17 protein-coding genes are annotated in these 23,963 nt (G+C 65.0%); 3 read left to right on the top strand and 14 right to left on the bottom strand.

Features of this window, described 5'->3' with window-relative positions; genetic code table 11:
• Positions 1–173 precede the first annotated feature (173 nt).
• Positions 174–1,040: a YicC/YloC family endoribonuclease gene (locus tag ACY3GB_RS10005; RefSeq protein ID WP_463088590.1), complete on the bottom strand. Its 867-nt coding sequence runs from the start codon at positions 1,038–1,040 to the stop codon at positions 174–176.
• A gap of 95 nt (positions 1,041–1,135) precedes the next feature.
• Between ACY3GB_RS10005 and ACY3GB_RS10000 the strand changes: the two genes are divergently transcribed.
• Genes ACY3GB_RS10000 through rph form a run of 3 tightly spaced genes read left to right on the top strand, consistent with a single transcriptional unit; the run spans position 1,136 to position 3,754 of the window.
• A complete protein-coding gene (locus ACY3GB_RS10000) occupies positions 1,136–2,110 on the top strand; it encodes a serine/threonine protein kinase (protein ID WP_463088589.1) in 975 nt (324 codons plus the stop codon).
• Complete coding sequence (locus ACY3GB_RS09995) at positions 2,107–2,985, top strand: PP2C family protein-serine/threonine phosphatase (RefSeq protein WP_463088588.1); 879 nt, start codon at positions 2,107–2,109, stop codon at positions 2,983–2,985. Before ACY3GB_RS10000 ends, ACY3GB_RS09995 begins: the two co-directional genes overlap by 4 nt.
• Before the next feature lie 52 nt (positions 2,986–3,037).
• Positions 3,038–3,754, top strand: coding sequence for a ribonuclease PH (gene rph / locus ACY3GB_RS09990; protein ID WP_463088587.1), 717 nt, complete (start codon positions 3,038–3,040; stop codon positions 3,752–3,754).
• A 54-nt stretch (positions 3,755–3,808) separates the two neighbouring features.
• Here the strand turns inward: rph and ACY3GB_RS09985 are convergent, their stop codons facing one another.
• The 13 genes from ACY3GB_RS09985 to ACY3GB_RS09925 all read right to left on the bottom strand — a co-directional run bounded on the left by ACY3GB_RS09985 (position 3,809) and on the right by ACY3GB_RS09925 (position 23,961).
• Entirely contained in the window at positions 3,809–4,618 is an 810-nt protein-coding gene (locus ACY3GB_RS09985; protein WP_463088586.1) for a trypsin-like serine peptidase, read from the bottom strand.
• Positions 4,619–4,707: 89 nt separating this feature from the next.
• The gene (locus ACY3GB_RS09980) at positions 4,708–6,039 is read right to left on the bottom strand and encodes a hypothetical protein (RefSeq protein ID WP_463088585.1); all 1,332 of its coding nucleotides are present in this window, start codon (positions 6,037–6,039) and stop codon (positions 4,708–4,710) included.
• A 131-nt stretch (positions 6,040–6,170) separates the two neighbouring features.
• Positions 6,171–7,445 carry a two-component system sensor histidine kinase RstB gene (rstB, locus tag ACY3GB_RS09975; protein ID WP_463088584.1) on the bottom strand — a complete coding sequence of 425 codons (1,275 nt, stop codon included), beginning with the start codon at positions 7,443–7,445 and terminating at the stop codon, positions 6,171–6,173.
• A gap of 6 nt (positions 7,446–7,451) precedes the next feature.
• Positions 7,452–8,165: a two-component system response regulator RstA gene (gene rstA, locus ACY3GB_RS09970; RefSeq protein WP_463088583.1), complete on the bottom strand. Its 714-nt coding sequence runs from the start codon at positions 8,163–8,165 to the stop codon at positions 7,452–7,454.
• 80 nt (positions 8,166–8,245) lie between these two features.
• Positions 8,246–9,136 carry a formate dehydrogenase accessory protein FdhE domain-containing protein gene (gene fdhE, locus ACY3GB_RS09965; protein WP_463088582.1) on the bottom strand — a complete coding sequence of 297 codons (891 nt, stop codon included), beginning with the start codon at positions 9,134–9,136 and terminating at the stop codon, positions 8,246–8,248.
• A 330-nt stretch (positions 9,137–9,466) separates the two neighbouring features.
• Complete coding sequence (locus ACY3GB_RS09960; RefSeq protein ID WP_463088581.1) at positions 9,467–10,084, bottom strand: formate dehydrogenase subunit gamma; 618 nt, start codon at positions 10,082–10,084, stop codon at positions 9,467–9,469.
• Positions 10,081–10,968: a formate dehydrogenase subunit beta gene (fdxH, locus tag ACY3GB_RS09955; RefSeq protein ID WP_463088580.1), complete on the bottom strand. Its 888-nt coding sequence runs from the start codon at positions 10,966–10,968 to the stop codon at positions 10,081–10,083. Before fdxH ends, ACY3GB_RS09960 begins: the two co-directional genes overlap by 4 nt.
• 12 nt (positions 10,969–10,980) lie before the next feature.
• The gene (fdnG, locus tag ACY3GB_RS09950; protein ID WP_463088579.1) at positions 10,981–14,037 is read right to left on the bottom strand and encodes a formate dehydrogenase-N subunit alpha; all 3,057 of its coding nucleotides are present in this window, start codon (positions 14,035–14,037) and stop codon (positions 10,981–10,983) included.
• A gap of 431 nt (positions 14,038–14,468) precedes the next feature.
• The gene (locus tag ACY3GB_RS09945) at positions 14,469–15,629 is read right to left on the bottom strand and encodes an efflux RND transporter periplasmic adaptor subunit (RefSeq protein WP_463088578.1); all 1,161 of its coding nucleotides are present in this window, start codon (positions 15,627–15,629) and stop codon (positions 14,469–14,471) included.
• Between the two features lies 1 nt (position 15,630).
• Positions 15,631–18,813: an efflux RND transporter permease subunit gene (locus ACY3GB_RS09940; protein WP_463088577.1), complete on the bottom strand. Its 3,183-nt coding sequence runs from the start codon at positions 18,811–18,813 to the stop codon at positions 15,631–15,633.
• Positions 18,814–19,188: 375 nt separating this feature from the next.
• On the bottom strand, positions 19,189–21,354 hold the full coding sequence (locus ACY3GB_RS09935; RefSeq protein WP_463088576.1) for a hypothetical protein: 2,166 nt from the start codon (positions 21,352–21,354) through the stop codon (positions 19,189–19,191).
• 268 nt (positions 21,355–21,622) lie between these two features.
• Positions 21,623–22,993, bottom strand: a complete 1,371-nt coding sequence (gene purB, locus ACY3GB_RS09930; protein WP_463088575.1) for an adenylosuccinate lyase — start codon at positions 22,991–22,993, stop codon at positions 21,623–21,625.
• Between the two features lie 59 nt (positions 22,994–23,052).
• The gene (locus tag ACY3GB_RS09925) at positions 23,053–23,961 is read right to left on the bottom strand and encodes an ATP-grasp domain-containing protein (protein ID WP_463088574.1); all 909 of its coding nucleotides are present in this window, start codon (positions 23,959–23,961) and stop codon (positions 23,053–23,055) included.
• Between the last annotated feature and the right edge of the window lie 2 nt (positions 23,962–23,963).

Genomic DNA, 23,963 nt, shown 5'->3' with positions numbered 1-23,963 from the left:
CGAATAAGGGGGGTGTACCCAAACGACCCCGCGAAAAGTGCTATGGGTACACCCTTGGGTACACGGAAAGTATGCGCTTTGTTGACACGTAATGACACGACTTGAAATGAATAAAGCCCCGGCTGGCGGGGCTTGTGTGGTTTCGCTGACACGCCGTGACGCGTCGTGAAAGATTACTCGATGTTTTGGATCTGCTCGCGCATCTGCTCGATCAGCACCTTCAGCTCCACCGAGGCCTGGGTCGTGTCGGTGGACACCGACTTGGAGCCCAGCGTGTTGGCCTCGCGGTTCAGTTCCTGCATCAGGAAATCCAGTCGCTTGCCGGACTGGCCGCCAGACTTGAGGATGCGGCGCACTTCAGAAAGGTGGGTGGTCAGGCGCGACAGCTCCTCGTCCACGTCTATCTTCTGCGCGAACAGCGCGAACTCCTGCTTCAGCCGATCCTCGTCCACGCTGCCCAGCGCTTCCTGGAGGCGGCCGGACAGCTTGGCCATGTAGTTTTCCAGAATCTGCGGCAGCTTGGGCTTGATGGCGGCGACGATGGCGTCCATCCCCTCGATGCGCTCGATCAGCACCTCTTTCAGTTTTTCGCCTTCGCGCGAGCGGGAGGCGTTGAAGTCGGCGAGCGCGGTCTGCAGCGCGTCCAGGCACAGCTGGTGCAGCACTTCCGGCGCCAGCTCATTGCTTTTGAGCACGCCGGGCCAGCGCATCAGTTCGCCGACCGACAGGCCCTTGCTTTCGCCGTTCTGCTTTTGCACCTCGCGCGAGACTTCCAGCAGGCGGCTCAGGAACGCCTGGTTCAATTCCAGCGTCGGCGCGGCGCTGTCCACCTGATTGAGGCCGACGCGGCATTCCAGCTTGCCGCGGGTGACGCGGGCGGCAATGTGTTCGCGCAATTGCGGTTCGATGATCCGCAGCTCTTCCGGCAGGCGCATCTGGATGTCCAGGTAGCGGTGATTGACGGCGCGGATTTCCAGGCTCAACATCCCGCCAGGGAATTCCCGGGTGGCGGCGGCGAAGCCAGTCATGCTCAATATCATGCGGAGCTCCTGTATCGGTATTTTCGAATGCTGGGCCCGAATTGCTTTGCTAAGCTCAATTCAGGGCCAGTGGACACTATAACAACTGCCATTCGATGACTCAATCCAGCAAGCAGACTCCGCTTCCGGCAGGCTATCGGCTCGCCGAGTACACGATTGTGCGCCAACTATCGGTGGGCGGCTTCAGCATCGTTTATCTGGCTTTGGATGATGACGATCGCAAGTTCGCCATCAAGGAATATCTGCCCCGCAACCTGGCGGAGCGCAGGCAGGACCGCGCGATAACGGTGCCGCACGAACTGGATCGCGACGCGTTCAATCTGGGGCTGAAGTGCTTTTTTGAGGAGGGTCGCTTGCTGTCGGGCATCTCCCACCCGGCGGTGGTGAGGGTGAGCAACTTCTTCCGGGCGAACCAGACGGTCTACATGGTGATGGAGTATGCCGACGGCCGCTCGCTCGGGCGGGAGCTGGAATTGGTTGGCGGGCGGATGGAGGAGAGGCTGATCCGCAAGTGGTTCGCCGCGCTGTTGTCAGGGTTGCGGGAGGTGCATAGCCAGCGGCTGCTGCATCTGGACATCAAGCCGGCCAATATCTACCTGCGGCGCAGCGGCGTGCCGTTGCTGCTGGATTTCGGCGCCTCGCGGCAGACGCTGTCGCGCAAGGACAAGCATTTCGCCGCGATGTACACGCCGGGCTTCGCCGCGCCGGAGCAGTACGAGAAAGACCAGCCGCTGGGGCCATGGACCGATATTTACGGGATAGGCGCCTGTCTGTACGTCTGCATGGGCGGTGAGACGCCGCAGGCCGCCAGAGAGCGGCGAGAACAGGATTTGCTGGTGCCGGCCAGCCAGGCTTTCCGTAGCCAGTATTCACGCGAGCTGACCGTCTTGTGCGACCGTTGCCTGTCCCTGGAGCCGAACCAGCGGCCGGCATCGGTGCTGGAGATTCAGAAGATCCTGCAGCAGACGGAGTACAGCCAACCGGAGCGCCTGGCCGCGGGAGAGGGCAATCGCCTGGTGGGCTGGATAAAAGGCCTGGCCGGCGGCCGGCATAAAGAGGGACAGGAATGAAGCTTTCTATCTTTCAGGAAAGCCGGGTGGGGGGACGCAGCTACAATCAGGACCGGCTGGCCATCGCGCATTCTCAGGAAACGGTGATGCTGGTGATGGCCGACGGCATGGGCGGACACATGCGCGGCGAGGTCGCCGCGCAGATCACGGTGGATCTGCTGTGCGAGTTGTTCTATCAGCAGGCGGCGCCGACGCTCAGCCATCCCAACCGCTTCCTGGTGAACGCCATCAGCTCGGTGCATCAGGTGATCCTGGAATACGCGGCCGATCACCGGCTGCCCGACGTGCCCAGCACCACGGTGGTGGTGGCCATTTTGCAGCACGGCTATCTGTATTGGTGCCATGTCGGCGACTCCCGGCTGTATCTGCTTGATGGCGGAGGACTGCGTCTGCGCTCGCGCGACCATTCCCAGGTGCAGCGGCTGATCGACCAGGGCCTGCTGACAGAGGAGGCTGCCAAGAATCATCCCGACCGCAACAAGATCTACAATTGCCTGGGGGCCTCGGGCGAGCCGGACATCGACATTGGCGAGCGGCAGGAAATCGGCCCGGGCTGCTCCATCATGCTCTGCACCGACGGCCTTTGGTCGCAGGTGCAGGACGCCGAGCTGGAAAAAGTGTTCTCCGGCCGCAGCGTCAACCAGGTGATGCCGGCGCTGATCAATGTCGCCGAGCGCCGCGCGGGCAACGGCGGCGACAATCTGTCGGCGGTGGCGGTGACGCTGCTGGAAGACGGTTTGGCGCTGGGCGAGCGCGACGATGTGCTGGACACGGAAAAGACGCCGCCGCAGAAGGGCGGCCGGCTGATCCTGGAGTCCAATCTGGCGACCATGCACCAGGAAATACTGGCCAGCCAGGTGGGCAAGGACAGCTGAGCGCGCGCGGCTGCTATAATCGCCACCGATATTTCTTCCTCCAAAGGCCATCATGCGACCTTCCGAACGTAGTGCCGACGCGATGCGCGTCGTGCGTCTGACCCGTTCCTATACCAAGCACGCCGAAGGTTCGGTGCTGGTGGAGTTCGGCGACACCAAGGTGATCTGCACCGCCAGCGTCGAGGAAACGGTGCCGTCTTTTCTCAAGGGCAAGGGGCAGGGCTGGGTGACCGCCGAGTACGGCATGCTGCCGCGCTCCACCGGCAGCCGGATGCGCCGCGAGTCCGCCGCCGGCAAGCAATCCGGCCGCACCCAGGAGATCCAGCGCCTGATCGGCCGCTCCTTGCGCGCGGTAACGGATCTGGCCAAGCTGGGCGAGCGCCAGATCGTCATCGATTGCGACGTGATCCAGGCAGACGGCGGCACCCGCACCGCCAGCATCACCGGCGCCTATGTGGCGCTGGCCGACGCGATCCAGGGCTTGATCGGTGCCGGCAAACTGAGCGTCAATCCCTTGCGCGACCAGGTGGCGGCGGTATCGGTCGGCGTATACCGGGGACAGCCGGTGCTGGATCTCGACTATCTGGAGGATTCGGACTGCGAAACCGATATGAACGTGGTGATGACCGGCAGCGGCCGCTTCGTTGAAGTGCAGGGCACCGCCGAGGGCGAGCCGTTCAGCGAGGAGGAGATGGCGGCGATGCTGGCGCTGGCGCGCAACGGCATTACCGAGCTGCTGGAGCATCAGCGGCAGGCATTGAAAGCTTGAAGCCCGCGGCCTGACATCCGCTGGACAGAGAAAAGCCGCCCTTGGGCGGCTTTTTCATTTCTTGGCCGATTTGGCGATGAAGGCCTGCAGCGCTTTCTGGAACACCGGCGCGGATACGCTCATATTGTCTTCCAGCTTGCGGCGGGCGGCAGGCGGCGCCGAGCTTTGCACGGCGACGATGGTGGCCTGGCCCTTGGCGTCGACGACGAAGATCGGCGAGCCGCTATTGCCTTCCAGGGTGTCGCAGCGGTGGGTCAGGCGGCCGTCGTCGCGCAGCGCGGTGGCCTTGCAGCCATGGTGGACCCGCAGGTGGCGCTGATCGTCCACCGGGTAGCCGCCCTGGGTGATAGTCCAGCGCTGCGAGGCCAGCAGCGTTTTCAATGCCTGGGCGTCGCCGGAGAACACCGGCGCCGTGCCCTGGCTGTTGCCCAGCGGCGTGGCCAGCCGCACGAAGGCGAAATCGCGCGGCGCGATGCGCGGCGGGATGTAGAGGCCGTCGCGCTTGCGGATCAGCCCTTTGAGGAAGGTCTTGTCCACCTGCACTTCCTTGATGCGGCTGAGCGCCGTGTACTCGTCGCCCCACAGACCGACGGTGAAGCTGGTGGCGGGATCGAAACGGCCTTTCTCGTCGATGAAGCAGTGGCCGGCGGTCAGCACCACGTCGGGCGCCACCAGGGTGCCGGTGCAGATGGTGCGGGAGCGGGTTTCCAGCTGGCCGACGCTGCGCCAGGGCGCGCGTTCGGGTTTTTCCAGCACGCGGTCGTCCTTGCCGAAGAACAGGATCTTGTGCTCTTTGCTCAACGGAGCGGATTGGGCGAGGGCGGGGATCAGGGCGAGGCAGAGGGCAATGCGCGGCAGCTTCATCGTGGTGGCACCTGGAAATGGAAACGGGGCGCCGAAGCGCCCCGTGCAATGCTATGCCGCCGAGTGATCAGACGGCGTCGGCACTGGAATTACTTGGCAGCGGAAGCGGCCTTCTTCTTGCCGGCTTTCTTGGCCGGAGCGGAAGCTTCTTTCTTGGCAGCTTGAGCTTTTTGAGCAGCGGAAGCTTCTTTCTTGGCTACGTGCTTCTTGGCGTGCTTGTGGGCAGCCTTTTTAGCCGGAGCGGAAGCGTCGGCCTTAGCGGCTTGGGCTTTCTGAGCAGCGGAAGCTTCTTTCTTGGCAGCGTGCTTCTTAGCGTGGTGCTTGTGAGCCTTCTTGGCCTTCGGAGCGGAAGCGTCGGCCTTGGCGGCTTGGGCTTTCTGAGCAGCGGAGGCTTCTTTCTTGGCTACGTGCTTCTTGGCGTGCTTGTGGGCAGCCTTTTTAGCCGGAGCGGAAGCGTCGGCCTTAGCGGCTTGGGCTTTCTGAGCAGCGGAAGCTTCTTTCTTGGCAGCGTGCTTCTTAGCGTGGTGCTTGTGAGCCTTCTTGGCCTTCGGAGCGGAAGCGTCGGCCTTGGCGGCTTGGGCTTTCTGAGCAGCGGAGGCTTCTTTCTTGGCTACGTGCTTCTTGGCGTGCTTGTGGGCAGCCTTTTTAGCCGGAGCGGAAGCGTCGGCCTTAGCGGCTTGGGCTTTCTGAGCAGCGGAAGCTTCTTTCTTGGCAGCGTGCTTCTTAGCGTGGTGCTTGTGAGCCTTCTTGGCCTTCGGAGCGGAAGCGTCGGCCTTGGCGGCTTGGGCTTTCTGAGCAGCGGAGGCTTCTTTCTTGGCTACGTGCTTCTTGGCGTGCTTGTGGGCAGCCTTTTTAGCCGGAGCGGAAGCGTCGGCCTTAGCGGCTTGGGCTTTCTGAGCAGCGGAAGCTTCTTTCTTGGCAGCGTGCTTCTTAGCGTGGTGCTTGTGAGCCTTCTTGGCCTTCGGAGCGGAAGCGTCGGCCTTGGCGGCTTGGGCTTTCTGAGCGGAGGCTTCTTTCTTGGCTACGTGCTTCTTGGCCTTCTTGGCTTTCGGAGCGGAAGCGTCGGCCTTGGCGGCTTGGGCTTTTTGAGCAGCGGAAGCTTCTTTCTTGGCAGCGTGCTTCTTAGCAGCGTGCTTGTGAGCCTTCTTGGCCTTCGGAGCGGAAGCGTCGGCCTTGGCGGCTTGAGCCTTCTGAGCGGAAGCGTCCTTCTTGGCTACGTGCTTCTTGGCCTTCTTGGCCTTCGGAGCGGAAGCGTCAGCCTTGGCGGCTTGAGCCTTTTGAGCGGAAGCTACTTTTTTCTTTTCGGCCTTCTTGGCCTTGTGGATTGCCGGAGCGGAAGCGGCGGCCTTTTCAGCGGCGAAGCCGTTAGCGGACACCAGGCTGAAAGCAGCGGTCAGGGCGAGCAGAGCCAGCTTTTTCATTTACGAAACTCCTAAGTTTCTTTCGATTGGGTTGAAACGGACCCGATGAAGTCCTAATTCAGGGCGAATGCTATCGGTGGCAAGATGTAGCGTCTAGGGCAGGCATGTATCTCAATGTTACAAAATGTACATCAGGCTGTCGGCCAGCGAAGCAAAAAGCGCGCGCCGCCCATCGGCGAGCTTTCCACCTTGATGCTGCCCCGGTGGGCGCGGGCGATGCCGGCGACGATGGCCAGCCCCAAGCCGTGGCCGCCGGATTTGCGGCCGCGGCTTTCATCCAGGCGAATGAAGGGGTCGAACACCCGTTCGCGGTCCGCCTCCGGGATGCCGGGGCCATCGTCGTCGACGATGATGCAGCATTGCTGCTTGTCGACCAGGATGTGGGTGGCGACGACGGCGTTGGCGTGGCGGCGGGCATTGGACAGCAGGTTGTCCAGCGCGCGGGTGATCAGGTGTTCGTCGGCGGTGATGGTGAGTTCCTCGCCGGCCGGCTCTATCCAGTGGATTTCCTGCGCCAGCGCCGCCTGGCCGGCGATGCGGTCGCGCGCCCAGGGCAGCGCGTTGAAGCTGCTCAGCGTCAGCGGCGCCTCGGGCCGATCCAGCCGGGCGTGGAACAACAACTCCTCCACCAGCTTGTCGATGGCGGTGAGGTCGCGCTCGATGGCTTGCCGCTCCGGCGCCTCTTCATCGCCCTCCAGCAGCGCCAGCCGGTAGCGCAGCCGCGCCAACGGCGTGCGCAGCTCGTGGGCGACAGCGTTGGTCAGCGTCTTCTTGCTGTTGATCAGCGCGCCGATATTGTCGGCCATGTGGTTGAAGGCGACCCCCAGGTGGTGGACGCCGGAATGCGGCGGCAGGTCGACGCGGGCGGCCAGGTCGCCGTTGGCCAGCCGGCCGGCGGTGCGTTCCAGCGCCACCAGGTCGCGCCAGTGCGGCCGCATCCACAGGAACACCGGTATCGCCAGCGACAGCCCCAGCAGGGCGAGCAGCGCGTAGTCCACCCATTTGAGCTGGTGCAGGAAGAACAGGTAGCGCAGCGGGCCGGCCACCAGCAGGTAGTTGCTGTCCTGCAGCTTCTGCAGGAACAGGTACTTGTCTTCCAGCATCACGATCTCGCCGCGGTCGAGCGCCTCTCTCGACTCTTCGTCGAGGATGTAGTTGCTCATCTTCTCCACCTTCACGCGGAAGGTGAAGCCGTAGTCGGCGTTGGCCAGCGTCTCGCTCCAGCGGTCCTCCGGCACGCCGCGCAGATCGGCCTCGATCAGCGACAGCGTGGTGCGCAAGAGGTCGGACAGGTAGCGTTCGCCCTTCTCGTTGGACGCTTGCTTGTACACCAGGCCGACCATGATGACGGCCACCAGGAAGCAGGCCATCAGCAGCAGGTAGAACTGGACGAAAAGGCGGCGCATCCGCGCTTACTCCCAGCCGGACAGCGAGAACAGGTAACCGCGGTTGCGCACGGTCTTGATGCGGAACGGCTCGCTGGGGTTGTCGCCCAGCTTCTTGCGCAGCCGCGAGATGGCCACGTCTATGCTGCGGTCCAGGCCGTCGTAGTCGACGCCGCGCATTTGCTTCAGCAGCAGGTCGCGGTTCAGCGTTTCGCCGGCGTGGCTGGCCAAGAGCCAGAGCAGGTCGAAGTCGGAAGTGGACAGCGGGATCTTTTCGCCGGCCAGCACCACGTCGCGGCTGACCGGATCGATGGACAGCTGGCCGAACACCGCCTTGCGCGAGCCCTTGGCCGGCTGCGCCTCGGCGGGCTGGGCCGGGCGCAGATTGCGCAGCTGCGCGCGCAGCCGGGCCACCAGCACCGACGGCGGCGTGGTTTTCAGGATGTAGTCGTTCGCGCCCAGCTCCAGCCCCAGGATCTGGTTCATGTCGCTGTCCAGCGAGGTCAGCATGATGATGGGGCCGTCGAACTTGGGCCGCAGCTCGCGGCAGATCGACAGGCCGTCCTTGCCCGGCAGCATGATGTCCAGCAGCACCATGTCCGGCGCTTCGCGGGCGATGGTGTCCAGCGCGGTGTCGCCGCGCGGTTCGATCACCACTTCCATTTCGTGGCGGGACAGGAAATCGCTGATCAGTTCGGCGAGGTCGGCGTCGTCTTCGACGAATACGATGCGATGGGTCATGCGGGTATCCATGCGGTTGATTGGCGGTTTGCCGGCAAGTATCTCGCGCCGGGGGCCGCGGCTCAAGTGCGGATGGCCGCTCAGACGGACTCCCGGCCGGGCAGGAACAGCGGATTGAAGCCGATGCGCGCGAAGCCGGCCTCGCCGGCCAGCAGGTCCAGCGCCAGGCTGGCCAGGTCGTCGGCGCCGGCCTCCGCGCCGGCGTCCAGCAGCAGGGAGATCTGCTTGAGCGCGCCATGGCACTCGCCGCAGGCTTCCACTTCGCGCGCGCCGCGTTCCTGGTGGGGCTGCTGATGGTCGGGGGCGGCGGGGACATGGTCCTGCGCCGCCAGCGAGTAGTAATGCAGATCCCGGCTGTTGCCGCAGGCCAGGCAGCGCACCCGGCCCACCGGCCAGGCGTGGCTGCACATCGAGCACATCACGTAGCGCTGGGCGTGGCCGCTGTCGCCGCGCAGCAGCAGCGAGGCCAGCGGCAGGCCGCCGCAGCATGGGCAGCGCGAGTCCTGGCTTTGCGGCTCCGGCAGCGGCCGTTGGCGGATGCTGCGGGTGGCTTGCGCCTGCAGCGCGGCGCCCAGCAGCGGCAGCGCGGCGAACAAGGGGCCGTCGGCCGGATAGTCGCCATTGATCAGATGCTCGGCCAGCCGGCTGAGCGCGGCGGCGTCCTGCGCCAGCAAGGGCTCCAACGCGGCCTGAACCGGGGCCGGAAGCTGCGGCTCCAGCGCCTGGGCCAGTTTCTCCAGCGCGGCGCGGGGATCGAGCCGGGACGCGTCGTGCAATGCCTGCTGCTGCTGGCAGATGGCGGCGCACAGCCGCAGAAAATCGGCCATCGCGTGGCTGTCGGCCAGTTGCAGCAGCCGCGCGGCGCGGCGGGCGAAGATGTCGGCCGGCGGCCGCAGCACGGCCGGGCTCATCAGCGGGGCGTCGCCGGCGCGGATCTGCTCGGCGGGGAGGATGGGTTGGGTGGGTGTCATGGTTGATATTGAGGCTTTGAGATTGTTTGCCATTTACATCGTAAGAAATCGATCTTTATCGACGCTAGGATCGAGTCGACGTGGCTGATTCCCCATCAGCGCAAGCCGGCTCCAAAGCCATTTCTAAGGTTTTAAGACGCCGGTTGTTCGACGCGGGGCGACGTTAGCGCCCCGCTAGTTCCGGCGGCTCCTTGGGAATGGGTTTGGGGCTGGGGTTTCGCCGCGCTGTTGGGGCGGCCTGGGATTGCCAAGGGGCTGGCCGCTCAGCCCCTGGCCCGTCTGCCGGGCGGAACCGGCACCTAAACATGTCGTCCGCGCAGCGGACACTCGCTATTTCTTCCCCGTCATTTCCTTATACCAGCCCGGATGATGCTTCTTGGCCCAGGCATGGGTGACCACGCCCTCCACCATCGCCCGTATCGTGCCCTTCACCCACAGCGCGGCGTAGACGTGGACGATGATGCTGGCGATCAGAAGGGTGGCGGCCCAGGCGTGCAGCAGCAGCGCCACGCGGACCACCGGGATCGGGAAATAGCCGGAAAAGTACTGGCGCCAGGCGATGATGCCGGTGACCAGCATGGTGGCCACGCACAGGGTCATGATCCAGAACATCGCCTTCTGGCCGCCGTTGTACTTGCCGACTTCCACCGTCTCATGGCCGCGCAGCACGTCCTTCACTGCCAGCATCCACTTGATGTCCTGGCCGTTGACCAGATTGCGCCGCCAGTAGCGGAAAAACTGGATGAAAAAGCCGACGAACATCAGCACGCCGACAAAGGGGTGCACCATCCGCGCCAGCTGCGGCGTGCCGAACACGCCGGTCAGCCAGAAGAAGGCCGGGTAGAACAGCGCCAGGCCGGACAGCGCCAGCAGCACGAAGCAGATGGCGACGATCCAGTGATTGATCCGTTCGGCGGCGCTGTAGCGTTGCAGCAGTTTTTCCTTCATCGCTTGTCCTCCTCGCGCGTTTCGGTTTCTTCATCGCCATCGGCGCGGTTGGGGCCGACGGTGATGTAGTGCAGGAAGCCGAACAGGCCGGCGGCGGCGATGCCTATCGTCGCCAGCGGCTTGAGCAAGCCCTTCCACAACTGCACGGTGGGGCTGATTTCGGGGTTGCCCGGTAGGCCGGAGTACTGCTCCGGCTTGTCGGCGTGGTGCAGCACGTACATCACGTGAGTGCCGCCGACGCCTTGCGGGTCGTACAGGCCGGCATGTTGATAGCCGCGCCGCTGCAGGTCGGCCACCCGTTCCGCCGCCACTTCCTTCATGTCTTCCTTGGAGCCGAACTGGATGGCTCCGGTGGGACAGGTCTTGACGCAGGCCGGCTCCAGGCCGACGGCGACGCGGTCGGAGCACAGCGTGCACTTGTAGGCCTTGTTGTCTTCCTTGCTGATGCGCGGGATGTCGAACGGACAGCCGGCGATGCAGTAGCCGCAGCCGATGCAGTTTTCCTGGTGGAAATCGACGATGCCGTTGCTGTACTGCACGATGGCGCCCGGCGATGGACAGGCTTTCAGACAGCCGGGGTCGGCGCAGTGCATGCAGCCGTCCTTGCGGATCAGCCATTCCAGCTTGCCGTTGCTTTCCTCCTCGGCGAAGCGCATCACCGTCCAGGCCTTGGCCGACAGGTCGGTGGGGTTGTCGTAGACGCCGATGTTGTGGCCGACTTCCTCGCGGATGTCGTTCCACTCGGAACAGGCCACCTGGCAGGCCTTGCAGCCGATGCAGGTGGAGGTGTCGATCAGCTTGGCCACTTCCAGCGTCTGGCGGACCTTGGGGCTTTCGGTCGGGCTGGCGGAGCGACGCTTGATATCCAGGGATTGCAATGGCATGGCGGCGGCTCCTTACAGTTTTTCCAGTTTGACCAGGAAGGCCTTGTACTCGGGCGTCTGGGTGTTGCAGTCGCCGACCGCGGGCGGCAGCGCATTGGTCAGGTAGCCCGGCCGCGCCACGCCCTCCCAGCCCCAGTGCAGCGGGATGCCGATCTGGTGCACGGTCTGGCCGTTGACCTTCAGCGCCATCAGCCGCTTGGTGACCACCGCCTTGGCCTTGACGAAGCCGCGGTTGGAGCTGACCTTGACCATGTCGCCCTGAACGATGCCTTTCTCCTTGGCTAGCGCCTCGCCGATCTCGACGAACTGTTCGGGCTGGGCGATGGCGCTCAAGAGCACCGACTTGGTCCAGAACTGGAAGTGCTCGGTCAGCCGGTAAGTGGTCCCGACGTAGGGGAAGTCTTTATGCGTGCCCAGCCGCTTCTTGTCGCTGTCGAACAGCCGCACCGCCGGGCTGGACACCACCTTGGGGTGCAGCGGATTGGTGCCGATCGGGCTTTCCATCGGCTCGTAGTGCTCGGGGAAGGGGCCGTCCACCAGCTTGTCGGCGCAGAACAGCCGGCCCACGCCCTCGGGGTTCATGATGAAGGGCAGCATGCCGGAGTCCGGCGCGGCGTCGGCCTTGAAGTCCGGCACGTCGCCGCCCACCCATTTGTCGCCGTTCCAGCTGATCAGCTTGCGCGCGGGGTCCCACGGCTTGCCGGCCGGATCGCAGGAGGCGCGGTTGTACAGGATGCGGCGGTTGGCCGGCCACGACCACGACCAGCCCGGCGTGTTGCCGAGGCCGGTGTCGGTGTTGTCGCGGCGCGCCATCTGGTTGCCGGCCTGCGGCCAGCAGCCGGAGAAGATCCAGCAGGCGCAGGCGGTGCGGCCGTCGTCCTGCAGCACGGCGAAGCCGGGAATCTGCTCGCCCTTCTTCACCAGTATCTTGCCGGGGTCGGCCGGGTCCGGCAGGTCGGCCAGCGCCTTGCCGTTCATTTCCATCGCCAGTTCGCTCGGCGTCGGGGCTTTGGGATCGCGGTAGGCCCAGCTGGTCTTGAAGATGGGCTCGGCCAGCTTGCCGCCTTCCTTGCGGTAAAGGTCGCGGATGGCGACGAACAGCTCGCCGATGATCTCGTTGTCGCCCCTGGCCTCGCCCGGCGGCTCGGCGCCTTTCCAGTGCCACTGCAGCCAGCGCGCGGAGTTGACGATGGAGCCGTCCTCCTCGGCGAAACAGGTGGACGGCAGCCGGAACACCGTGGTCTGGATCTTGGATGGGTCGACGTCGTGCGCTTCGCCGTGGTTCTGCCAGAAAGTGGAGGTCTCGGTGGCGATCGGGTCGATGATCACCATGTACTTGAGCTTGGAGAAGGCCTCGGTCACCTTGGCGGCATCGGGGAAGCTGGCCAGCGGGTTGAAGCCCTGCACGATGAAGCCGTTCATCTTGCCCTGGTACATCAGCTCGGCCATGTGCAGCACGTCGTACATCTTGTCCCACTTGGGCAGCCAGTCGTAGCCCCAGTCGTTTTCCTTGCTCGCGTTGTCGCCCCACATCCATTTCATCAGGCTGACGAAGAATTTGGGGGTGTTGCTCCAGTAGTTGAATTGGTTGGCCTGCAGGGTCTTGGGCGTGGTTTTGGCCAGATACGTCGCCAGGTCGGGGTGGTCGGCTTCGCTCGGCAGCGTCAGGTAGCCGGGCAGGCTGGTGGACAGCAGGCCCAGGTCGGACAGGCCCTGGATGTTGGAGTGGCCGCGCAGCGCGTTGACGCCGCCGCCGGGCATGCCGATGTTGCCGAGCAAGAGCTGGATCATCGCCATGGTGCGGATGTTCTGCGAGCCGGTGGTGTGCTGGGTCCAGCCCAGCGCGTACAGGATGGTGCCGGCCCGGTCCGGGCGGGCGGTTTCGCCCAGTTCCTTGCACACCTGCAAAAAGCCGTTCACAGGCGTGCCGCAGATGGTGTTGACCATTTCCGGCGTATAGCGCGAGTAGTGCTGCTTCAACAGCTGCCAGACGCAGCGCGGGTGTTGCAGCGTGGGGTCGGTCTTGGCGTAGCCGTCGTCGCCCAGCTCGTAGTTCCAGCTGCTCTTGTCGTACTTGCCCTTGGCGGCGTCGTAGCCGGAGAACAGGCCTTCGTCGAAGCGGTAATCGTCGCGCACGATCAGCGCGGCGTTGGTGTAAGCCTTGACGTAGTTCCAGTGGATCTTGTCGTGCGTGATCAGCCAGTTGATCACGCCGCCGAGGAAGGCGATGTCAGAACCGACGCGGATCGGCAGGTAGAGGTCGGACACCGAGGCGGTGCGGTTGTAGCGCGGGTCGACCACGATCAGCCGCGTGCCGCGGGTCTTCTTCGCCTCTATCGCCCACTTGAAGCCCACCGGGTGCGCCTCGGCGGCGTTGCCGCCCATCACCAGGATGAAGTCGGCGTTCTTGATGTCCACCCAGCTGTTGGTCATCGCGCCGCGGCCGAAGGTGGAGGCCAGCGCCGACACCGTCGGGCCGTGGCAGACGCGGGCCTGGGCGTCGGTGGCGACGATGCCCAGGCTGCGGATGAATTTCTGCGAGATGATGCCGGTTTCGTTGGAGCCGGCCGACGCGGTCAGCATCGCGGTGGACAGCCAGCGGTTGATCGGCACGCCGGCGGCGTTTTTCTCGACGATGTGGGCGTCGCGGTCGTCCTTCATCAGCCGGGCGATGCGGGAAATCGCCTCATCCCAGCTGATTCGCTTCCACTCGCCGCTGCCGGCCTCGCGCACTTCCGGGTATTTCAGCCGCTTGGGGCTGTGGATGAAATCGAGCAGGCCGGCGCCCTTGGGACAAAGCGAGCCGCGGCTGACCGGATGATCCGGATCGCCCTCGATATGGTAGATCTCGCCGTGCGTGTTTTTGGCGCCGTCGCCCAGCCCGTACAGGATCAGGCCGCAGCCGACGGAACAGTAGGTACAGGTATTGCGGGTTTCGCGCGCGCCCATCAGTTTGAACTGCCTCACTTCGGCCAATGCCAGCTGAGGGGCGAAGCCCATGGCGACCAGGCTGGATGCGCCCAGCTGCGCGGCGGTCAGCTTGAACAGCTGGCGTCGGGTGACTTGCATCGTCTTTCCTCCAGAGTATCCGCGCTGCAGGAGGCGAACGGATAGTCCAAGTGGATTTTATTTCTGAATCTTTATTCTTTTATGCTACTCCGATGAGGAGGTAATGACCACCTTATTGACATGGCTTTTGCGGGGCAAGCCGGAGCCTGGGGCGCGGAGGCTGGGCGTTGCAGGGCGCGAATGCAACCAGACCGTTGCGGCAAACCGGCAGGCGGCGGAGCTGAGCCCGCCGGCCCGTTCTGTTATTTGTAGCAGTTTTATTGCTATATGCAGTTTATTGATTAGCACTATCTGTCGGGCGAATCGACATGCCCGTCTCCGCCCAGCGCCTTGAGCGGACCAAGGCTGGCGGCGTCGGCCTTATCCTGGTGGCGCGCCGCCTGCGGCGCCGTTCGGCGGCAGCCGCCAGCGGGGAGGGCGCGCGCATCGGCTTAGTCTCCACGGGCCGGGGCGACAACGCTGACCGGCTGGCCGTCGTTGATCGAATCCGGCGGATTGACGATCACCCGGTCGTTCGGCTTCAGGCCGGCGCGGATTTCCACCTCGTGGCCGTAGTCGGTGCCGACTGCCACCGGCTGCAGATGGACTTTGCCGTCGGCGCCGACCAGCGCCACCCGGCTGCCCTCGGCGCCGAACTGCAGCGTGTTGGTGGGCAGGGTCAGGCTGTCGCCGGCGGGCAACTTGAACGAGGCGTCGACGTACTGGCCGGGCATCAGGCCGTGGCCGGAATTGGCCACCACCACCTCCACCTGCAGCGTGCGGGTGGACGGGTCGATGGCGCCGGCGGTGCGAGCCACCTTGCCGGAAACCGGATGGCCTGGCGCTTCCTGGCGCGAGAGGCGCACGGTGTCGCCGACGCGGATGTCGGCGGCGCGCGACTGCGGCACGTAGGCGTACAGGTGGAGCTTGTCGATCTGCGCGGTGGCGAACAGCGCTTGCGCGCTGCCGCCGTTGCCGGCGTTGACCAGGCTGCCGGTGTCGACATTGCGGCGGGTGACGATGCCGTCGAACGGCGCGACGATGCGGGCGAAGTCCTGCTGGTCGCGCAGCCGTTTCAGCTCTGCCTCGGTCTGCCGGTAGGCGGCCTGCTTTTCGTCGAACTCCTGCTGCGACACCGCGTTCTGCGCGCGCAGCGTCTTCCAGCGCAGGTAGGCGGTTTTGGCCAGGCCGAAATTGGCCTGGGCTTCCTGCACTTGCTTGTCGATGTCGGGGATGTCCAGTTCGGCCAGCAGCTCGCCCTTCCTCACCCGCTGGCCGATGTCCTTGTGCCAGCGCTTGATGTAGCCGTTGGTGCGGGCGTAGATCTGCGCTTCGGCCATGCCTTGCAGCGTGGCGGGCAGCGTCAGCATGGCCTCGCCGTGTCCCTGGCGCGGCGTGACCACGCTGACGGTGAGCGCGGCATGGCGGGCGGCTTCGCGGACCAGCGCCTCGGCGTCGGCGCGGCGCACCAGCAGCGTGCGGGTGAGGCCGGCCAGCAGCAGCGCGACGGCGATGATGGCGGCGACGCGCGCCTTGCGCGCCACCTCGCCGCGGCGGGTGCGGCGCAAGTCGAGTTCCGGCAGGCCCTGGCGGGCGTGGCGTGGGTCGGTCATGTCAAGCGTCCTGCGCGGGGACGGCTGCCGCGTCCGCCGCGTGTTGTTTGCGTTGCGCCAGGCAGCGGTGGAAGCTGGCGAACACCACCGGCACGAACAGCAGGGTGGAGACGGTGGCGAACAGCAGGCCGCCGATCACGGCGCGGCCGAGCGGCGCGTTCTGTTCCGAGCCTGCGCCGATGCCGATCGCCATCGGGATCATGCCGATGATCATCGCCAGCGCCGTCATCAGCACCGGCCGCAGCCGGGTGGCGCCGGCCTCCAGCGCGGCCGACAGCGGCGGCAGGCCGTCCCGCAGCCGATGCCGCGCGAACGACACCACCAGGATGCTGTTGGCGGTGGCCACGCCCATGGTCATGATGGCGCCGGTCAGCGCCGGCACCGACAGGTCGGTGCCGGTGACGATCAGCATCCAGGCGATGCCGGCCAGCGCCGCGGGCAGGGCGCTGATGATGATGAAGGGGTCGAGCCAGGACTGGAAATTCACCACGATCAGCAGGTAGGCCAGCACGACGGCGCCGAGAATGCCGACGCCGAGGCCGATGTAAGACGAGCGCATCGTCTCCGCCTGGCCTCGCAGCGCGACATGGCTGCCCTTGGGCAGATGCGGCTCTTCCTCATGGATCGCCTGCTGGATCGCGGCGGCCACCGAGCCCAGGTCCCGGCCGCGCGCGCTGGCGTAGATGTCTATCGACGGCAGGATGTTGTAGCGGGTGACGATGGCGGCTTCGCGGCCGGGCGCGGCGCTGACCAGATTGCCCAGCGTCTGCGCGCCGGCGCCGCGGCTGCCCGGCGCGTTAACCGGCAGTTGCAGCAGCTGGTCAAGCGTGGAGATCCGGTACTGCGGCGTTTGCGCTTGCAGGTTGTAGACGATGCCGTTGGCCGGGTTGAGCCAGAACGCCGGCTGGGTCTGCTGGCTGCCGGACAGCGGCAGCAGCAGGTTCTGCGCGACGTCGAACGGCGCGATGCCCATGCCCTGCAGCCGGGTCCGGTCCATGTCCAGCCGGATCGACGGCGCGTCCAGCCGCTGGTGGACGTGGACGTCGGCGGCGCCCGGAATCGCCTGGATGCGGCGCAGCAGCCGGCCGGCGAAGGCGGCGTTGTCGGCCTGGCTTTTGCCGGCGATTTGCACGTCGATGGCGGCCGGCGAGCCGAAGTTGAGGATCTGGGTGATGATGTCGGCCGGCTGGAAGAAGAATTCCACGCCGGGGAAGCGGCGCTCCAGCCTGGTCGGCAGCGCGGCGACATAGCCGGCGCTCGGTTGGTGGCCGTGCTTGAGCGAGATCAGCGCGTCGGTGTCCAGCGTGCCTATGGTGCCGGAATTGCTGTACGACAGGTTGATGCCGCTGTAGGGCAGGCCGATGTTGTCGATGATGGCGTCCAGGTCTTCCGGCGGGATCGCCTTGCGGATTTCGGCATCCACCTGGTCGGCCAGGATGGCGGTGTCCTCGATGCGGATGCCGGTGGGGGCGCGCACGTGCAGCTTGATCTGGCCGGTGTCCACCTCGGGGAACAGGTCGCGGCCCAACAGCAGGTACAGGCCGCAGGAGGCCAGGCAGAAGCCGAGAAAAACGGCGACGAAGCGCTTGCGGCGGGTCAGCAGGTGGCTGAGCAGGCGCACGTACCACTCGCGCAGCCGCTCGAAGCGGGCGTTGAAACCCCGGTGCGCGCGGTGTATCCACGCCGACGCGCGGCCATCGTGGCGGCGATGGCCCATCAGCAGCAGCGCCAGCGTCGGCACCAGCGTCCGCGACAGCACGTAGGAGGCCAGCATCGCGAACACCACCGCCTCGGCCATCGGCACGAACAGATAGCGCGCCACCCCTTCCAGGAAGAACATCGGCACGAACACGATGCAGATGCACAGCGTGGAGACGAAGGCCGGCACGGCGATCTCGCCGGCGCCGTCCAGGATGGCGGTGTACAGCGGCGAGCCCATGTGCAGGTGGCGTTCGATGTTCTCGATGGTCACCGTGGCGTCGTCCACCAGGATGCCCACCGCCAGCGCCAGGCCGCCCAGCGTCATCACGTTGATGGTCTCGCCCGCCATGTGCAGCGCGACGATGGACGAAAAGATGGACAGCGGGATGGAGACGGCGATGATGGAGGTGGTGCGCCAGTTGCCGAGGAACAGCAGCAGCATGGCCGCGGTCAGCGCGGCGGCCAGCAGCGCCTCGTGGATCACGCCTTGCACCGCCGTCTTGACGAAGACGGACTGGTCGGCCAGCAGGCTGACATGCAGATCCTTGGGCAGCAGCGGCAGCAGGCCCGGCAGTTTTTCCTTCAGGTGCCCCACCACGTCCAGCGTCGACGCGCCGCCGTTCTTGTAGATCGACATCATCAGGCCGCGCTGGCCGTTCTGCTTGACGATATTGGTCTGCGGCGAGAAGCCGTCGCGCACGTGGGCCACCTCGCGCAGGAACACCGTGGCGCCGTTGGCCGAGCGCACCGGGATGTCGTTCAGCCCGGCGATGGTGTCCGGCGAGCCGTTCAGCTCGACGTTGTATTCGGTGCCGCCGATCTTGGCGGTGCCGGAGGGTAGCGCCAGGTTCTGGCTGTTGACCGCGTTGATCACGTCGGCCGGGGTCAGGCCCTTGGCGGCGATGGCGCGGGTGTCGAGATCCACCGACAGCAGCCGCACCTTGCCGCCGTAGGGATAGGGGATGGCGATGCCCGGTATCGTCACCAGCTGCGGTCTGAGCGTGTTGATCGCGGCGTCGAACACGTCCTGTTCCGACATCGATTTGCTGGCCATGCCGATCTGGATCACCGGCACGCTGGACGCGGTGTACTTGATCACCAGCGGCGGCGTGGCGCCGGGCGGCATCTGCTTGACCACCGCTTGCGACACCGACACCACCTGGGCGATGGCGGTCTGGATGTTGACGCCCGGCTGGAAGAAGATCTTGATGATGGCGATGCCGGCCAGCGACTGCGACTCGATGTGCTCGATGTCGTTGACGGTGGTGGTCAGCACCCGCTCGTGGGTCTGGGTGATGCGGTCGGCCATCTGCTGCGGCGCCAGGCCGCCGTAGCCCCAGATCACGCTGATCACCGGGATGTCGATCTCCGGCAGCACGTCCACCGGCGTGCGCATGATCGCCAGCGGGGTGGCCAGCAGGATGGCGATGGCCATCACGATGAAGGTATAGGGCCGTTTCAGGGCCGTTTCGACGATCCACATATTGAACGGCGCGTCCTCTCCTCAGCTTGCCGCATCCGGGCGGCGTAGCCCCGGCGCAGATATCCCGGTCCGGGCGTCTCGGCGGCGCGGTCGTTGCGCTCCGCGCCATGCCTTGTTGCAGCTTATGTCAGTCCGAAGGCGTTCTGCGGCCGGGTGATGCCTGCTTGCGCTCGGGTTTTGTTAATGAGTGATGCGAGGACGCCGCGCGCAGCGCATCGGCATATTTCGCGTCCGGACAGTGCTAAACGGCCAGGCGGCGATGGCTTTGACGTTTTTCGGCTGGCTAATGAAAAAATAATCTACTTTACTGTTTTAGCCAGTAGAAACCCCGCCGCGTGCGAGGCGGGGCGGGGTTGGGGCGAGCGTGAGGCGCGGTCAGGCGTGATGCTTGCGCGCGTAGCTGTTGAGCGAAACCACCCGGGTCTTGCCGATGCGGTGGCGGTAGATCTCGCGCAGGTAGCACACCGCTTTCTGCACATGCTCGCGGGTCAGCCGGATGTCGTTGATCGACACGAACTTCTTGCTGTCGCGGATCAGCTCGCGGTACTTCTTCTCGTACATCGGCTTGATCGCGAACCAGTTGGTGTCGAGGATCTTGGCCGGGTTCTCGTACTCGTTCAGCAAGCGTTCCAGCACCGTCTCGTCGAAGGTGTCGGCGGTGATCAGGTCCAGAATCACGTTGTCCAGGCTGTCGTCGAAGCGGTGGTTGCCGTGGGCGAAGCAGCGCTTGATGTAGGCGACGATCAGGGTCAGGAAGTCGTCGCTCAGGCAGGGGCTCTTGGCGACCAGCGTGGTCAGCGACAGGTTGGTGGACGCGCCGATCACCAGCGCGTAGCGCTTCAGCGTGGTGCTGGGGAACAGGTCGTTCAGGTGGCGCTTCAGCCGGTTCAGGTCCAGGTAGGACAGCTTGTAGCCCTTGGGCAGCGACAGGATGGCCACCACCGACGAGCAGTTCTGGAAGAAGAACAGCTGGTTCAGCTTGTCGGCCGAGTAGCCGGACTGCTTGTAGTCTGCCAGCGCCGCGCGGTAATTGGCCGATTCGATCGGCAGCAGGCTGATGCCCTCTATCGCCTGGGTCTGCTGGTTGAAGTGCGGCAGGTCGATCGAGCGGTAGAACAGATCGTCGATGTCCAGCTTGTTGACGAAGCCGTCCGAGCCCAGCGGATCGGACACCACCGACTCGGCGTAGGCCACCGCCACCGGGCCGGCCAGGCTCATGAACAGGTCGTTGGCGTCCAGCCGTATCGTCTCGCCCATGTCGATGCCGGCGCGCAGGAAGTAGTTCTCGTCGTAGTCGCTGGTGACGGCCTGCGCGGTCAGGATGTTGAAGATCTGTTGCGAGATGTACTGGTTGGCGTGGCGCTCCATCGCGTTGACGTCGAGATGCTCGATGTTGCCGCCTTCGCTCTCCTCGGCGTAGCGCATGATGTCGTTGGAGATCAGCATCATCGCGTTCCACGGCCGGATGCGGCGCATCACGCTCTCGGCGCCGGCCTCCTCGTTGTCGAAGTTGTAGGAGAAGTCCCACTCTTCGGACAGGTATTTGCACAGCAGCCGGCCGGCGTTGATGTGCAGCGCCTCCGAGCCCTCGGCGTGCTGGCCGGAGATGTTGGGCAGGATGCAGATGCCGCTGGTGAAGATGGGCTCGAACACGAAGCCGTAGTCGTCGCCCGGATCCCCCTTGCCTTCGTTGCGGGTTTCGAAGGTCTTGCTCATGTAGGCGTACTGCTGGGCCAGGCCGAACTCGGACGCCATGCCGGAGCCGGTGCCGCCGCCGGCGCTGAAGATGTAGAAGTACAGCCGCGACTGGTTGGCCTTGATGCCGCAGGAGTCCACCAGGTAGGAGTGGATCAGCGTCCAGTCCGGGTCGGAGAAGCTCAGCGTGTCCTTGTTGAGGATGATCTTGGCCAAATACTGGCCGAGGATGGGCGCGTTGCCGGCGCCGCCGGCGTGGACCTCGGCCAGGTCCATGATCTTCAGCTTGTTGTAGTTGTTGATGAAGTCGCCCTGCTCGCCGCGGCGGGAGAAGCGGATGCGGCCCTTGATGTCCTTGTCCAGATCGCCCAGCATCACCATCGGCTCGATCAGGAAGGCCGGCTTGGCCTCCTTGTGCTGCGACAGCAGGTTGCGGCGTATCCAGCGCCGCGGCCGTTGCTCCTGCTCGGGCGCGCTCTTGTCGTCCTGGTTGAATTCGTTCAGGTAGAACTTGCGGGCGTTGTACACCAGCGTGGCCACGTCCAGCGCGATATTGGAACCGCAGCGGCCCAGGCCGATCAGGCAGACCGAGGGAAACGGCTTCTCGGTGGGGCCGCTCTGGCCGTCTTCGGCGTCGCGGGTGAAGGCCATGCCGCGCAGCGTGTCCAGGTGCTGCAGGATGCGGTTGGTGTCGTGCTCGATGAAGTATTGATACAACCCGTTCTGGCCGCGCTCGTTGAGGTTAAGCAACTGGCGCGTGGTGGCCGCCTGCGGGGCGGCGGGAGCCGGTTCGTCGGGGGTTGTCGGGGGATTCGAGGACTGGTCGTACATAGATTGCATGATCATCCATTCTCTCTTCAAGGTTACCCTTGGCTCGGGCGGTCGGGCCGGAGCGGCCGGCCGTTCCTGTCAGCAGCGTGCTTATGGTGTTTTGGTGTTATTCACATTCCATTGTCAGGTCCAATTGGCATTTTGACCACTAAATTCTGTGTAATGGATGGCGGGGGAAAGGCAAGGTGCGGCTAACTTGCCGCAATGGCGGGGCGTGGACGGCGGGCGGAAAGAAAAACGCCGCCTGGGGGGGCGGCGCGGAGGGATGCGGCGTGGATGGCGGTCAGATGCGGCGCGCCAGTTCCTCGGCCTTGCCCAGGTAGTTGGACGGGGTCAGCTCCAGCAGGCTGGCCTTGACCGCGTCCGGCAGCTCCAGGCTCTTGATGAAGGCGTGCAGCGTTTCGCGGGTGATGCCGCCCTTGCCGCGGGTCAGCTCTTTCAGCTGCTCGTACGGATTGGCGATGCCGTAGCGGCGCATCACGGTCTGCACCGGCTCGGCCAGCAGCTCCCAGGCTGCGTCCAGCTCGGAGGCGATCAGGGCCGGGTTGATCTCCAGCTTGTTCAGCCCCTTCAGGCAGGACTTCAGGCCCAGGATGGTGTAGCCGAAGCCGACGCCCATATTGCGCAGCACGGTGGAGTCGGTCAGGTCGCGCTGCCAGCGTGAGATCGGCAGCTTTTCCGCCAGGTGGCCCATGATGGCGTTGGCCATGCCCAGGTTGCCTTCGGAGTTCTCGAAGTCGATCGGGTTGACCTTGTGCGGCATGGTGGAGCTGCCCACTTCGTCCTTCTTCACCTTCTGCTTGAAGTAGCCCAGCGAGATGTAGCCCCAGATGTCGCGGTTCAGGTCGATCAGGATGGTGTTGACGCGCATCGCCACCTGGTACAGCTCGGCCATGTAATCGTGAGGCTCGATCTGGATGGTGTACGGATTGAAGGTGATGCCGAGGCCGGTGACGAAGCGGCCGCACAGGCTTTCCCAGTCGATGTCGGGATAGGCGGCCAGGTGGGCGTTGTAGTTGCCGACCGCGCCGTTGATCTTGCCCAGGATTTCCTGGTGCACCAGCTGCTCGCGCTGGCGCTTCAGGCGGTAGACGGCGTTGGCCAGTTCCTTGCCCATCGTCGACGGCGTGGCCGGCTGGCCGTGGGTGCGGCACATCATCGGCACGTCGGCCAGTTCGTGGGACAGCTTCTGCAGCTTGTGGATCACCTCGTCCAGCATCGGCAGCAGCACGGTGTTGCGCGCGGTCTTCAGCATCAGCGCGTGGCTGAGGTTGTTGATGTCCTCGGAGGTGCAGGCGAAGTGGATGAACTCGCTGGCGGCCATCACTTCAGGATTGCCCGACAGGCGCTCCTTCAGCCAGTACTCGATCGCCTTGACGTCGTGGTTGGTGCGCACTTCGATCGCCTTCACCTCTTCGCCGTGCTCGACGCTGAAGTTGGCGATCACGTCGTCGATCTCGCGGATGGTGGCGTCGGAGAACGGCTTGACCTCTTCGATGCCCGGCTCGGCGGCCAGCATCTTCAGCCATTCCAGTTCCACCTTGACGCGGCACTTCATCAAGCCGAATTCGGAGAACAGGTTGCGCAGGCCTTCCACTTGGGCGGCGTAGCGGCCATCCAGCGGGGAGAGGGCGGTCAACGTAGTCAGATTCATGCTGAGTATTTCCAAACGTGGTTTGCCAAACTGCGGCGGGTTGCTAGTACAGATTCGTTTCAGGCCGCGCTGTCCGCCAGCCTGCGCCTGAGGCCGGCGGCCAATAGGCCGGCCGCTTCGGGGCGGAAGCGGAAGAACAGCTCGGGTTCTATCATTTCCAGCTCCATGACGGCGAGGCGGCCTTGTCCGTCGCGGACCAGGTCGACGCGCGCGTACAGCACGTCGAACGGCACCGCGCGCACGGCGGCTTCGGCGAAGGCGATCTCCTCGGCGCTGGCCTGGTGCGGATGCACGCTGCCGCCGTGGTCGTCCTGGACGCGGAAGTCGCCGGGCTTGGGCGTCTTGCGTATCGCGTGGCTGTAGCGGCCGTCCACCACCATCAGCGACAGCTCGCCTTGTTCCAGCACCTGGCGCTGGAAGGGCTGCAACAGCATCGCTTCGCGCTCGACCAAATCGCCGAACGCGCACTCCAGGCGCTGGCCGTCGCCGGCGTCGAAACGGTAGGTGTGGCGCGCGTTGCCGGACACCGCCGGCTTGAGGATCAGCTCATTCCAGCCGCTGGCGCCGGCCAGTTGCGCCAGGGGGCGCCGCTCGCCTTTTTCAATGTAGAGGGTGGGCACCACGGCCACGCCCTTATTTTGCAGTTCGACGAGGTAGCGCTTGTCCAGATTCCAGCGGATCAGCTCGGCGGCGTTGAACAGCCGGCACTGCCGCGACACGCGCGACAGCCAGGGCGAGAATTCGCCGAAGCGCTCGAAATAGTCCCAGGTAGTGCGGAACAGCAGCGAGCGGGCCTGGCGCCAGTCGAAACCGGCGTCGTCCCAGGCGAGGCGGCAAACCTTCAGGCCGGCGTCGCGCAGCGCGTCCAGCACCAAGCCATCCTCATGATGCACCTGGCGGCTGTACCAATCCTCAGGCTTGTGTTCCAGCAGGCGGCTGTCTGTCAGCACCGCGACGTCGAACAACATGT

The sequence above is a fragment of the Chromobacterium sp. Ag138 genome (assembly GCF_055181315.1).
This window is presented reverse-complemented; position numbering and strand designations above follow the sequence as displayed.

What these genes read in the sequence shown, in the direction of transcription:
- ACY3GB_RS09945 (WP_463088578.1), bottom strand. Translation starts at nt 15,629, where the DNA reads ATGACCGACCCACGCCACGCCCGCCAGGGCCTGCCGGAACTCGACTTG.
- rstB (WP_463088584.1), bottom strand. Translation starts at nt 7,445, where the DNA reads ATGCGCCGCCTTTTCGTCCAGTTCTACCTGCTGCTGATGGCCTGCTTC.
- fdnG (WP_463088579.1), bottom strand. Translation starts at nt 14,037, where the DNA reads ATGCAAGTCACCCGACGCCAGCTGTTCAAGCTGACCGCCGCGCAGCTG.
- ACY3GB_RS10000 (WP_463088589.1), top strand. Translation starts at nt 1,136, where the DNA reads ATGACTCAATCCAGCAAGCAGACTCCGCTTCCGGCAGGCTATCGGCTC.
- ACY3GB_RS09960 (WP_463088581.1), bottom strand. Translation starts at nt 10,084, where the DNA reads ATGAAGGAAAAACTGCTGCAACGCTACAGCGCCGCCGAACGGATCAAT.
- ACY3GB_RS09995 (WP_463088588.1), top strand. Translation starts at nt 2,107, where the DNA reads ATGAAGCTTTCTATCTTTCAGGAAAGCCGGGTGGGGGGACGCAGCTAC.
- rstA (WP_463088583.1), bottom strand. Translation starts at nt 8,165, where the DNA reads ATGACCCATCGCATCGTATTCGTCGAAGACGACGCCGACCTCGCCGAA.
- ACY3GB_RS09935 (WP_463088576.1), bottom strand. Translation starts at nt 21,354, where the DNA reads ATGATCATGCAATCTATGTACGACCAGTCCTCGAATCCCCCGACAACC.
- ACY3GB_RS09940 (WP_463088577.1), bottom strand. Translation starts at nt 18,813, where the DNA reads ATGTGGATCGTCGAAACGGCCCTGAAACGGCCCTATACCTTCATCGTG.
- fdhE (WP_463088582.1), bottom strand. Translation starts at nt 9,136, where the DNA reads ATGACACCCACCCAACCCATCCTCCCCGCCGAGCAGATCCGCGCCGGC.
- ACY3GB_RS09980 (WP_463088585.1), bottom strand. Translation starts at nt 6,039, where the DNA reads ATGAAAAAGCTGGCTCTGCTCGCCCTGACCGCTGCTTTCAGCCTGGTG.
- purB (WP_463088575.1), bottom strand. Translation starts at nt 22,993, where the DNA reads ATGAATCTGACTACGTTGACCGCCCTCTCCCCGCTGGATGGCCGCTAC.
- fdxH (WP_463088580.1), bottom strand. Translation starts at nt 10,968, where the DNA reads ATGCCATTGCAATCCCTGGATATCAAGCGTCGCTCCGCCAGCCCGACC.
- ACY3GB_RS09985 (WP_463088586.1), bottom strand. Translation starts at nt 4,618, where the DNA reads ATGAAGCTGCCGCGCATTGCCCTCTGCCTCGCCCTGATCCCCGCCCTC.
- ACY3GB_RS09925 (WP_463088574.1), bottom strand. Translation starts at nt 23,961, where the DNA reads ATGTTGTTCGACGTCGCGGTGCTGACAGACAGCCGCCTGCTGGAACAC.
- rph (WP_463088587.1), top strand. Translation starts at nt 3,038, where the DNA reads ATGCGACCTTCCGAACGTAGTGCCGACGCGATGCGCGTCGTGCGTCTG.
- ACY3GB_RS10005 (WP_463088590.1), bottom strand. Translation starts at nt 1,040, where the DNA reads ATGATATTGAGCATGACTGGCTTCGCCGCCGCCACCCGGGAATTCCCT.